The following is a 12,016-nucleotide window of genomic DNA, read 5'->3' as shown; positions in this document are numbered from 1 at the left end:
GCGCCACCTCACGTGCCGTGCGCCACTTCAACTGGCGCACCGCACTGCAACCGGCGCAGGTCGCGCAGGTCGCGCAGGTAGCGCGGCCGGCGCGGCACGCGGCTTCCGCCCTACTCGAAGGCGAGAACGAGCTCGACCTCGACGGGCGAGTCCAGCGGGAGAACGGCGACGCCGACGGCCGCGCGGGCGTGGCGCCCAGCCTCGCCGAAGATCTCGCCGAGCACCTCGGATGCCCCGTTGATCACCGTCGACTGGCCCGTGAACCCGGCATCGGATGCCACGAAACCGTTCACCTTCACCACTTGCGTCACGCGGTCCAGCGATCCGAGCACGCTGCGAGCGGCCGCCAGTGCGTTGAGGGCGCAGGTGCGGGCGTAGTCGCGTGCATCGTCCGGCGGCACCAAGCCGTGGCCGTCTCCGACCTTGCCGGTCTCGGGCAGCGCGCCGGAGGTGAATGGCAGCTGACCCGACGTGTACACGAGTGAGCCGTTGATCACGGCGGGGACATACGCGGCGACGGGGGCGGCGACATCCGGAAGGACGATGCCCAACTCGACGAGGCGGGCCTCGAAACCACCGCTCGCGGAACCATTGCTGTCAGCCATCACGCTGCTCCATTCTCTTCAGTGGCCTCCGAACCGGCGACCGGACGTTTCAAATACGCGACGAGGCCGCCCTCCGGCCCGGTGACCACTTGCACGAGTTCCCAGCCCTCCGACCCCCAATTGTTGAGGATGGCGGCCGTGTTGTGCACGATCAGCGGTGTGGTGAGATATTCCCAGCGGCGCATGATGCTCCCTTTTCAAACAACGTTGTGAGGGCGTCATTCCAGAGCAAACGCGGTGTTCGGCACGGGCCAAATCAGCGCCCTACCCGGGCCTGACGGCGCGCGGACGCCCGTTGCCATGCGGATTAACAGCCTTCGTCCTTTACCCTAGTTCCTATGTCTGCCCAAAAACCCACGGCTACCCGTGCGCTCGGCGCGTTTGCCGCCTTTGTCGGCATCAGTGTCGTCGCCGGTCTTCTGGTGACGGCGGCGGTGACCCCGGCAATCGCCGTCACAGGGATGGCCGCGAACGACAGCATCGGTGTTTTCGAGGGGCTCCCCGAGTACCTCAAGATCGACAGTCTGGCCCAGAACTCTACGATCTATGCGAACCAGGGCGGTAAGCCAGTTCCGATTGCAACGTTCTACGCACAGAACCGTGTCGAAGTCGGCTGGAAAGACATCTCGCAGACGATGAAGGATGCCTCTGTTTCAACGGAGGACCCGCGCTACTACGAGCACGGCGGCATCGATCTGATGGGCACGCTTCGCGGTGCGCTCAGCACGTATGTTCTGCACAAGGATGTGCAGGGCGGCTCGTCCATTACCCAGCAGTACGTGAAGAACGTGCTCGTGCAGAAGTGCGAAGTCCTGAACATCGTCGTTGAAGACTCCAATGCAGACGTGCAGAAGAAGAAGCAGGCCGCGCAAGACAAGCAGTACCAGACGTGCTACAAGGATGCCACCGAGACCACGCCTGACCGCAAGCTCAAAGAGATGAAGATGGCGATCGGCTTGGAGAAGAAGTACTCCAAGAATGCGATCCTGCAGAGCTATCTGAACATTGCTGGCTTCGGCGGCAAGGTCTACGGCGTTGAGGCTGCGGCGCACTACTACTTCAACACTTCGGCGAAGGATCTCAACCTGCAGCAGGCCGCGACCCTGGTCGCCATCCTGAACAACCCGGCGAACCTGCGCATCGACCAGGACAAAGCAACGAACCCCGGCAACAACGCCGAGAACGGGTTCAAGGCGACCCTCGACCGCCGCAACTATGTGCTCGACCGCATGTACGTCAACCACAAGATCACTCAGAAGCAGCGTGATGAGGCAAAGGCGACGAAGATCGAGCCGACGATCACACCGGTCGAAACCGGATGCATGACCGCCAACTCTGTGAATGCCGGCGCATTCTGCGATCTGGTGCAGCGCACGATTCTCAATGACCCGGCGTTCGGCAAAACCGTTGATGAGCGGGTGAGCCTGTTCAACCGTGGCGGGTTGAAAATCTACTCGACGTTGAACCTTGATCTGCAGGGCGTCGCCCAGCAGTCGCTGAACAACGTCGTCCCGGCCACGCTGGACGGCACCGATATCGGCGGAACGAACGTGTCGGTCGAAGTCGGCACCGGCCGCATCGTCACGATGGTGCAGAACCGGCCATACAACAACACGGATTCGCCGACGCCCGGCACGACGGCGGTCAACTACAACGAAGACGAAACCTACGGCAGCTCGCAAGGCTTCCAGACCGGTTCGACCTGGAAGGCCTTCGACCTGGTCGAATGGTTGAAAGAGGGGCACTCGCTCAACGAGATCATCGACGGCACCCGCCACTCGTATCCGCAGTCCGCGTTCCACAGCGGGCCGGCCTGCAACGACATCGGCGGGCCCAACTGGAACGTCACGAACGACGACGGTGCCGCAGGTCGCATGTCGGTGATGGCCGGAACGGCCGAATCGGTGAACACGGTCTTCGCGATGATGTCCACCAAGCTCGATCTCTGCGGCATCAAGCAGTCGGCGCAACAGCTTCTGGTGACGGGTGCTGACGAGAAGGCCAACCCGTTCCTCGCGAACCCGTCGTCGGTTCTGGGCACCAACTACATCGCGCCGATTGCGATGGCCACCGCTTATGCTGGTTTGGCCAATAGCGGTAAAGCGTGCAGCGCGATTGCGATCGACAAGATCACCGACCCGACCGGCAAGGAGATCGCTGTTCCGAAGAGCGTGTGCTCAACGAACCCGGTCGACCCGAAGGTCGCCGCCGGCGTCGTCTACGCGCTGCAGGGCGTGATATCGGGCGGTACCGCGTCGAGTGCGAACCCGCGCGATGGCGTGCCGATCTTCGCCAAGACCGGCACGACCGACAACTCGTATGACAACTGGCTGGTCACCTCGACCTCCAAGGTCGCCACCGCCACGTGGGTCGGCAATGTCGCGGCGACACTGCGCTCGAACGGCACGTGGACCAAGACCCCGATCCGAAGCATCCGGCTAGGCGGGCAATACGGCGGAAATGCGAAACTCATCGTCGCTAAGCCGATCCTGCAGGCGCTGAACGCCGCATACGGTGGCGACGCGTTCCCGAAACCGGATTCCTCCGTCCTGAACGCGAAGCAGATCACCGTTCCCGATCTGACCGGCAAGTCGCCGGCTCAGGCGCAAAGCACACTCGAGGGTCTGGGCTTCACCTATCAAGACGGCGGACCCGTCGATTCGGCACTGCCCGCCGGAACAGTCGCGAGCACTGACCCAGCGGCCGGTTCGGCAAGCGGCCTCGGCAGCACGGTGACCGTTTACACGAGCAACGGCAGCCTCGTCGCGCTCCCCGACGTCACCGGCAAGAAGGCGGCGGATGCGATCGCCACCCTCACCGGCGCCGGCTTCGGCTACTCCTACACCGGCGGTGATCCGAACGCGATCATCGCAAGCACAGATCCTGCGCCCGGCACACCGACCAAACCGGGCACGAAGGTGACGCTGACCGCAAAGGCCGGCAACACCGGCGGCAACGGTGGCGGAGGCAACGGTGGTGGAGGCGGCGGCAACGGCGGGTAACCGGTCGGCCACAAACGAGGGCGATCGAAGTCACCCGTCGCCGCTAAACTTCAACTCGTTGAGTGGCCAAGGGCTCGAGCATCCGAGCTGACGAAGACCGCCTGCAACGACCGACTGGAGAATCCCTCGATGCGCAGTAGCTCACGAAGCGACACGCGCCGCTCCGGCCTGCGCAGATCCGGCACGCGCCGCAGCGGCCTGCGCAGAGCCGGCACCGGCGCAGCGGGCGGGGCGCTGGCGACGCTGGGGGCGGCATCCGTTCTCGCTTTCGCCTGGGGGTCGCTCATCGAACGCAACTGGTACGCGCTGCGCGAGGTGAGCGTGCCGGTGCTCGAGCCGGGCGCCGCGCCGATTCGGGTGCTGCACATCAGCGACCTGCACATGGCACCGTGGCAGCGAGGCAAGCAGGAGTGGATCCGCGCGTTGGCTGGCCTGAAACCAGACCTGATCATCGATACCGGCGACAATCTCGGGCACGAACGCGGGCTCGAGGGCGTGCAGTATGCGCTGGAGCCGTTCCGCGGCATCCCCGGCGCGTTCGTCAACGGGTCGAATGACTATTACGGGCCGACGCCGAAGAATCCGATGAAGTATTTCTCCGGGCCGTCGCTGAACCATCGCAAGCCTGCGTCTCTGGATCTGGCGAGCCTCACCGATTTCTTCACCAGCCTCGGCTGGCTCGACCTGAACAATGCCGCCGGCGAGCTGACCGTCAATGGCACCCGGCTGGAGCTCTTCGGCGTCGACGACCCGCACCGCCGGTTCGACCGCCTCGACCTGCTGCCGGCCATCCTCGACGATCTGCGCGAAGAAGACGAAACGGATGCCGCGTGGCCAGACAACGAGGCCGCCCCCGCCGCCCCGGCGCTGTCGATCGGGGTCACGCACGCGCCATACCAGCGCGTGCTGAACACGTTTGTCACCTACGGCGCCCAGGTGATCTTCGCGGGGCACACGCACGGCGGCCAAGTGTGCATCCCCGGCTACGGCGCGCTCGTGACGAACTGTGACATTCCGCGGGCACAGGTGAAGGGATTGAGCAGGTGGCCGCACGCGCTGCGCTCCGCCTACCTGAACGTGTCTGCCGGGCTTGGAACGTCGATCTACGCGCCGGTGCGCTTCGCGTGCCGGCCCGAAGCCACGTTGATGACGCTCACGCCGCCGGTAACGGTGGTCGAGTAGCGCATGAGCGACCGCCCTTGGTCTCGATACGCCGGCTCGCTGCGCTCGCAGGCTACTCGACCAGCGGGAGTGCCAGCACCGGTGGTCGAGTAGCGCATGAGCGCAGCGAATACGCGTATCGAGACCCCACCCTGGTGGTCGAGTAGCGCATGAGCGCAGCGAACACGCGTATCGAGACCCCCGTCCTGCACCGGGGCCGCCCTTGGTCTCGATACGCCCGCTCGCTGGCGCTCGCAGGCTACTCGACCAGCGAGAGTGCCGGTACCGGTGGTCGAGTAGCGCATGAGCGTAGCGAATACGCGTATCGAGACCCCCCACCGGTGGTCGAGTAGCGCATGAGCGCAGCGAATACGCGTATCGAGACCCTCGTCCTGCACCGGGGCCGCCCTTGGTCTCGATACGCCCGCTCGCTGGCGCTCGCAGGCTACTCGACCAGCGACGCGCGAGGCGCGGGGGGCGGGGAGCGGAGCAGGCAAATCTGAACGCATTCCGAGTGTGAGCGGAGCAGTTGGATAGGTTGCAGGCGTAGCCTGGGGCGATGTCCGATTCGCGCAAACGTCCCAGACTGGGTGCCGCCCTCGGAGGATTGATCGGGTTTGTGGCCGTCAGTGCCGTGGCCGCAGTTCTCGTTGTCGCCGGAGTGACCCCCGCAATTGCCGTCGCCAGCATGGCCGCGGGAGGAACCGTCTCTGCTTTCGACGGCATCCCCGAATATCTGAAGATCGGTCCCCTGCCGCAGACCACGACCTTCTATGCGACGCAGGGCGGCAAAGAGGTGCCGATCGCGACGTTCTATGCGCAGAACCGCGTCGGTGTGGCGTGGAACGCCGTCTCGCAGTATGTGAAAGACTCCACGGTCGCGACCGAGGATCCACGGTTCTACAGCGAGGGCGGCATCGACCTCGTCGGCACGATCCGCGCCGCACTGTCCAACGCGAGCGGCGGCAGCGTGCAGGGCGGATCATCCATCACGCAGCAGTACGTGAAGAATGTGCTCGTGCAGGTATGCGATGCGATGCCTCTCAATGCGGATGCGTCCGCCGCGGTTCTCAAGAAACAGCAGGCCGCGCAGGACGCCTGCTACACCGAGGCCGCAGGCACGACGATCAAGCGCAAGGTTCAAGAAATGCGTTACGCGATCGGCCTCGACAAGCAGTACAGCAAAGACCAGATTCTGCTCAGCTACTTGAACATCGCCGGGTTCGGCGGCACCGTATACGGCGTGCAGGCAGCGGCCGAGTACTACTTCGGCGTGTCCGCAGCGGACCTCAACCTGCCGCAAGCGGCAACCCTCACGGCGATTCTGAACAACCCGAACTATTTGCGCATCGACGGCGGCTCGATCAAGCCGTCCAAGAGCAGCCTGGATAACACCGCCGCGAACGGTTTCGCAGCAGCGAAAGACCGCCGTGATTACGTGCTGCAGCGGATGCTCGTGAACCACAAGATCACTCAAGCGGACTATGACGCGGCGGTGAAAACGAAAATCACCCCGAGCATCCACCCGGTTGATTCCGGATGTATGAGCGCACAGGCATATGACGCCGGCTTCTTCTGCAATTACGTCGAGGGCATCATGCAGTCCGATCCAGCGTTCGGGGCGACGCCGCAGGACCGCACCAACTTCTTCAACCTGGGTGGGCTCAAGGTCTACACCACGCTGAACCTCGACCTGCAGAATGCGGCGCAAAACGCGATCAACGCCTACATACCGTCGACCGATCCAAACCTCGATCTCGGCTCGGCGAACGTGGCGATGGAGGTCGGCACAGGCCGTGTGGTCAACATGGTCGAGAACAAGTCGTACAACGACACGGCCAGCGCTCCGCCGGGTTCGACCTCGATCAACTACACCACCGACTACGACCAGGGCGGGTCGAACGGCTTCCAGACCGGATCGTCGTTCAAGGCATTCGACCTGGCCGCCTGGCTGGAAGATGGGCACACGATCTATGAGACGGTGAACGCGCCGTCGTCTGGACACGTGTTCCAGGGCAGCCAGTTCCCCGGCACCTGCACGGGCGGGTTCTACGGACCGTGGCCGGTCGACAACGACGAGGGCGAAGCCGGCGGCAACATGAGCGTGCTGTCGGCGACCGAGAACTCCGTCAACACGGCGTTCGCGCAGATGGGCACGAAGACCAATGTCTGCGATATCTCGAGTGCGGCCCAGGGTCTGCTGGTGCACTCAGCCTCGCCCGCGACGAACCCGTGGTTCATCGGCCCGTCGATGATCCTCGGCACCAACTACATCTCGCCGATGACGATGGCGACGGCCTATGCCGGCATTGCGAACGGTGGAGTCGTCTGCACGCCGATCGCGATCGACAAGGTGATCAACGCCGACGGCACGCCGCACGCCGTGCCGAAGACCAAGTGCACGCAGGGTCTGCCTGCCAACATCGCCGCCGGCGTCGAGTGGACACTGCAACACGTGATGACGGCCGGCACCGCAACGTCAGCGAACCCGCGCGACGGCATCCCGATCATGGGCAAAACCGGCACCACCGACAACTCGCAGGAGAACTGGCTGGTCACCTCCACGACGAAGGTCGCCACGGCCACCTGGGTTGGCAACGTGTCCGGCAACGTGGCGCTGCGCAGCCAGTACTTCAACGGTGTCGGCGGCGGCGACGTGAAGTTCCACATCGCCCGGCCGATCCTGGCCGCACTCAATGCCGCATACGGCGGCGGCCCACTGGCCGTTCCTCCTTCGAACCTGCTCGCAGCGCCGTACGTGCCGCCCAAGCAGACGACGGCGCCGGTGGCGCCGGCGCCCGCGCAGGGGAACAACGGTAACGGCGGCAACCCGGGTAACCCCGGCAAGGGCGGCAAGGGCGGCGGTTGACGCCTGGCCGGAAGCGTCTCGGGCCATATCAACGAGGCTGCCCGTTGGTTACTGAGCCGCCCGCGTACCGTGTATTCTTATTGAGGCCTCGCAGGAGGCCATCGGGGTGTGGCGCAGCTTGGTAGCGCGCTTCGTTCGGGACGAAGAGGTCGTGGGTTCGAATCCCGCCACCCCGACAGATCAGGCCACGGCACGTGTTGGAATGCGACAGTGCTCGTGGCCTTTCTGCTCCCGTAGCAGAGCCGGCAGGTGTGGGTGAGGGGGCAGGATCGTGCGGCACCCTCGGAATGGCGCAAAGCATCCGCTCGATGGTGGTTCGGGTTCGAGTTTGGGTTCGGGTTCGAGTTCGAGTTCGAGTTCGAGTTCGGGCGACAGCGGTCGACCCGATCGCGGATGGCGCGGCCGGGCGCTCCGCGTCGTGGTCCCGGCGGCTGCAGTCGTGCTCGTTGGCGCCGTGGTCGCTGCCTGGGCGTTGCTGCAGCCGCATGTCGAGCACAATGAGCCGGCCGGGCGCCCGGTTGTCGCATTTGTGGGAAACTCGTTCACCGGCGGATCGGAAATGGATTCAGGGGCGAGCTCACGCTGGCCGGCGATCGTGTCGAAAAAGCTGCACGTTTCTGACACGGTCATCACAGCGGGCTCGTCCGGCTACGTGCACCCCGGTGTTGGTCTCGCGACGTTCGGTGACCTCGCCAAGAAGGTGCCGCACGATGCCGCCGCGGTCGTGATCCTCGGCAGCGACGACGACGCGAGCGAACCGTACGACCAGATCAAGGATGCCGCCCTTGCCACCTTCGCGACCATCCGTCGCGATGCTCCGCACGCTCGCATCCTGGTGATCGCCACGTTCTGGGTGGACAGCACGCCGCCAGAAGGCATCCTGACCAGCAGGGATGCGGTGCGCGACGCTGCCGCCGAAGCACACTTGACTTTTGCGGACCCGATCGCGGGCGGCTGGCTCGTCGCAGACCCGTCGGTGACGATCGGTGCTGACGGCCTCCACCCGACGGATGCCGGCCACGCCGAGCTTGCTCAGCACATCGAGCCGGTGCTGGCAGCCCTGCTGAAGACGCCGGCGCCGTCGCCGTCACCGTCCGCGACTGCCCCCTGAGCCGGCGCCGCGGTCGACCGCCTGAGCCGTGCTCGCACTACTCGCCGAAGGCGCGCTTTGTCAGTGCCTGCACATCACGTTCCAGGTAATCGAACCGACGGTCGACCGTTTCGAACCGTGCGTTCATCTCGGCACGCAGACCAACGATGTCGCCTCGCAGCCCGCCGATCTCACCACGCACCTCGCCGCTCAATCCGCCGATTTCATTACGCATTTCGCTGCGCAGCCCGCCGATCTCATTACGCATTTCGCTGCGCAGCCCGCCGAGCTCACCAAGCATCTCGCTGCGCAGCCCGCCGACCTCGGTTCGAATCACCCGAACGAACATCGTCGACATCAACGTGAGCATGCCGAACAACGCCGCACCGAAGACACCGATCAGCGTCCACACCTGCGGTTCCGTCATCTGCAACACACCCCCATTCTCCCAGGCCGATACAGCAGAAGCTAGCAGCGTCGCAATCCAGTCAGGCCCGCACGCCGCCCAGCTGTGGACAACGCCGCCCCGCGCCTGCCTGTCGGGTCGAAGTGACGCGCAGCCGATCTCGGCAATCAGCGTCGCCGCACCTGCGGGTCGTCCACTGCCTCTCGGAAATCCACTGCGCTCCGGGAAAAAGCAGCTGCGTTCTCGCTATTTAGAATGCGCCTTATGTAAGGCGGATTTGAAACAAGGAAAAAGCAGATATCGAATGCTGGGCGGATGACCCAGCTCGGGCGGATGACCCAGCTCTGCCGGATGACGCAGCTCTGGGCGGATGACGCAGCTCACGCAGGCGTAGCCGGCACGGCAGCCAGCAGGCGTTCGACCAACGCGACAGTGTCCGGCCAACCCGTCACCGCCTCGCACGGCACGCCCAGCGCCTTCACCGGATAGTCGTTGCCATCGGGGTCGAGGCGGTCGCCGACGAAGAGCATGTCCGTCAGCGCAATACCCGTCAGGTCAGACAGCGCACGCATGCCGTAGGCCTTGTCTATGCCCTTGCGGGTGATATCCACGGAGGTCGACCCGCCGGACCGTACCTCCAGGTCGGGAAGCAAGGCTGCAACTTCCGCGCGCAGAGCGTTCTTCTTCGACCCGGACGGATCCCACGCGGTCTTCGCCGACACGGGTGCACTCTGACCCAGAGCCGAAAACGTGATCTGCGAGCCACGGTCCTCGAGAATCGGCCCCCACGTTTCCGACTCCCAATACCCCAGCGACCGCGCCGAACCCTCGACGGCAGCGAGGGCGCGCGACTTCTCGTCGTCCGTGAGGTTCTGCGCGTACTGCTGCGCCCACTCCCCATCGACGTAACGGTAATACTGCGTTCCACAGGTCGGCATCAGGTGCAGCCGGGCGAGCTGGGCGGGCGTCGCATCCGTCAGTCGCTCGATCACCTGCGCACGGAACTGCCCGAACTGTCCCCCCGAAATCACACAGACGGATGTCGCCCCCAACAGCGCGACCAGGCTCGCCACCATCGGCGGCGGCAAAGGCGACTTGGACGGCGCCAGGGTGTCGTCGAGGTCGAACGCCACGAGGGGCGGAACGGCGGGATCGTGGGTGGTCACTGGACCATTCAACCAGAGCGCACCTGGGACGCAGCGGCGAGGCCATGGTTTGAGTGCGCGAACGGGCAACAGCAAACTGGCGACAACATAAGTTGCTACGGCCGGCCGAGCCCTCGATAGGTCCAGCCGGCGGCTCGCCACGCGGCCGCATCAAGGCAGTTGCGGGCGTCGATGATCACGGGCTGGCGCACGATCGAGCGCAGCGCCACAGGGTCGAGCTGGCGGAACTGGGCCCACTCGGTGACCAGCACGACAACGTCGGCATCCGTCAACGCGTCGGTGGCGTCTTCGACGAATGTCAGTTGCGGGTTCAAGCGGCGCGCGTTCGGAATCGCTTCCGGATCCGTCGCGACGACGGTGGCGCCGCGGCCGTGCAGCTGCACGGCCACATCCAGCGCCGGCGAGTCGCGCACGTCGTCGGAGTTCGGTTTGAACGCGAGCCCGAGCACGGCTACTTTTTTCAGGTGCGGTTCGTCATCGAGAGATTCGAGCACCAGGTCGACCACTCGCTGCCGCCGGCGCAGGTTGATCGCGTCGACCTCCTTCAAGAACGCGACCGACTCACCACGGCCCAACTCGTCAGCCCTGGCTGAGAACGCGCGGATGTCCTTCGGCAAGCAACCGCCACCGAAGCCGACGCCGGCGTTCAAAAAGCGACGGCCGATGCGGGCGTCGAAACCGATCGCATCCGCTAGCTGGGTGACGTCGGCACCGGTCACCTCCGCGATCTCGGCCATCGCATTGATGAAGCTGATCTTGGTGGCCAGGAACGCGTTCGCCGACACTTTCACCAGCTCGGCCGTCGCGTAGTCGGTGACGACGACGGGCGTGCCAGCGGCGACGGCCTTCGCGTACACCTCGTTGAGGATGTCGACTGCCCCCTGGTCGAGCTCGCCGCCCGCCTCCTGGTGGTCGAGTAGGCCGCCCGCCCCCCGCTGGTCGAGTAGGCCGCCCGCCCCCCGCTGGTCGAGTAGGCCGCCCGCCTCCCGCTGGTCGAGTAGGCCGCCTGCGGCCGTATCGAGACCTTCGGGCCGGGTCTCGATACGCTCGCTAGCGCTCGCTACTCGACCAACGGGGGCGGGGCGGCGCGCCACCCCATAGACCAAGCGGTCGGGCGCCAGCGTGTCTTTGACGGCGAAGCCCTCGCGCAGAAACTCCGGATTCCAGGCGAGTGATGCCCCGCTTCCGGATGCCTCAACCAACCCGGCCAGGCGCGCTGCGGTGCCCACCGGCACCGTGCTCTTGCCGACGACGAGGTCCCCCGCACTCAGCTGCGGTAGCAGCGCGTCGATCGCCGCGTTCACGTAGGTGAGGTCGGCGGCGTAGCTGCCGGGAAGTTGGGGCGTGCCCACGGCGACGAAGTGCACCTGCGAGCCGTGCGCATCCGCAATGTCGGTGGAGAAGCGCAGGCGGCCGGTTGCCATCGCCGAGGTGAGGACTTCGGGCAATCCCGGCTCGAAGAACGGCGGATGCGCCGCCGACAACAGCTTGATCTTCTGCTCATCGACGTCGATGCCGACAACGTCGTGGCCGAGTTCGGTCATCGCGGCCGCGTGAACGACGCCCAGATATCCGCAGCCGATGACCGATATTCTCATTGAAGTTTCCCCAAGACGTGTAATGCGTTTCGACGGCATCGAGCCGCCCCATCATTCATAGCAGACAGCGCTCGCGCGCTTGCCCGGCGTGCAAGATGGGTGCAACGTAGAAGACGGAA

The 12,016-nt window shown here is 65.1% G+C and carries 9 protein-coding genes and 1 tRNA gene; 5 read left to right on the top strand and 5 right to left on the bottom strand.

Annotation, left to right across the window (positions count from 1 at the left end; genetic code table 11):
* Nucleotides 1-110: 110 nt before the first annotated feature.
* The gene (locus QU604_RS06390) at nucleotides 111-605 is read right to left on the bottom strand and encodes a RidA family protein (protein ID WP_308467973.1); all 495 of its coding nucleotides are present in this window, start codon (nucleotides 603-605) and stop codon (nucleotides 111-113) included.
* Nucleotides 605-790 carry a Sp36 family protein gene (locus QU604_RS06385; RefSeq protein WP_308467972.1) on the bottom strand — a complete coding sequence of 62 codons (186 nt, stop codon included), beginning with the start codon at nucleotides 788-790 and terminating at the stop codon, nucleotides 605-607. Before QU604_RS06385 ends, QU604_RS06390 begins: the two co-directional genes overlap by 1 nt.
* A 153-nt stretch (nucleotides 791-943) precedes the next feature.
* Here QU604_RS06385 and QU604_RS06380 point away from each other — a divergent pair, with 153 nt between their 5' ends.
* The 5 genes from QU604_RS06380 (at nucleotide 944) to QU604_RS06360 (ending at nucleotide 8,748) form a co-directional block, all read left to right on the top strand.
* Nucleotides 944-3,607 carry a transglycosylase domain-containing protein gene (locus QU604_RS06380; protein WP_308467971.1) on the top strand — a complete coding sequence of 888 codons (2,664 nt, stop codon included), beginning with the start codon at nucleotides 944-946 and terminating at the stop codon, nucleotides 3,605-3,607.
* 129 nt (nucleotides 3,608-3,736) lie between these two features.
* Nucleotides 3,737-4,789 carry a metallophosphoesterase gene (locus tag QU604_RS06375; protein ID WP_308467970.1) on the top strand — a complete coding sequence of 351 codons (1,053 nt, stop codon included), beginning with the start codon at nucleotides 3,737-3,739 and terminating at the stop codon, nucleotides 4,787-4,789.
* 538 nt (nucleotides 4,790-5,327) lie between these two features.
* Nucleotides 5,328-7,637, top strand: coding sequence for a transglycosylase domain-containing protein (locus QU604_RS06370; RefSeq protein WP_308467969.1), 2,310 nt, complete (start codon nucleotides 5,328-5,330; stop codon nucleotides 7,635-7,637).
* 102 nt (nucleotides 7,638-7,739) lie between these two features.
* Nucleotides 7,740-7,813, top strand: a tRNA-Pro gene (locus tag QU604_RS06365).
* Nucleotides 7,814-7,908: 95 nt separating this feature from the next.
* Entirely contained in the window at nucleotides 7,909-8,748 is an 840-nt protein-coding gene (locus QU604_RS06360) for an SGNH/GDSL hydrolase family protein (RefSeq protein WP_308467968.1), read from the top strand.
* Nucleotides 8,749-8,785: 37 nt separating this feature from the next.
* On the opposite strand, the gene QU604_RS06355 is transcribed toward QU604_RS06360, so the two are convergent.
* The 3 genes from QU604_RS06355 to QU604_RS06345 all read right to left on the bottom strand — a co-directional run bounded on the left by QU604_RS06355 (nucleotide 8,786) and on the right by QU604_RS06345 (nucleotide 11,897).
* The gene (locus tag QU604_RS06355; RefSeq protein ID WP_308467967.1) at nucleotides 8,786-9,154 is read right to left on the bottom strand and encodes a hypothetical protein; all 369 of its coding nucleotides are present in this window, start codon (nucleotides 9,152-9,154) and stop codon (nucleotides 8,786-8,788) included.
* Nucleotides 9,155-9,513: 359 nt separating this feature from the next.
* Entirely contained in the window at nucleotides 9,514-10,299 is a 786-nt protein-coding gene (locus tag QU604_RS06350) for an HAD-IIB family hydrolase (RefSeq protein ID WP_308467966.1), read from the bottom strand.
* A 95-nt stretch (nucleotides 10,300-10,394) separates the two neighbouring features.
* A complete protein-coding gene (locus QU604_RS06345) occupies nucleotides 10,395-11,897 on the bottom strand; it encodes a UDP-glucose dehydrogenase family protein (protein ID WP_308467965.1) in 1,503 nt (500 codons plus the stop codon).
* Between the last annotated feature and the right edge of the window lie 119 nt (nucleotides 11,898-12,016).

The organism is Rathayibacter sp. SW19 (assembly GCF_030866825.1).
Classification (GTDB): domain Bacteria; phylum Actinomycetota; class Actinomycetes; order Actinomycetales; family Microbacteriaceae; genus Rathayibacter_A; species Rathayibacter_A soli.
Note: the sequence above shows the minus strand (reverse complement) of the source record. Positions and strands in the feature narration are given on the sequence as shown.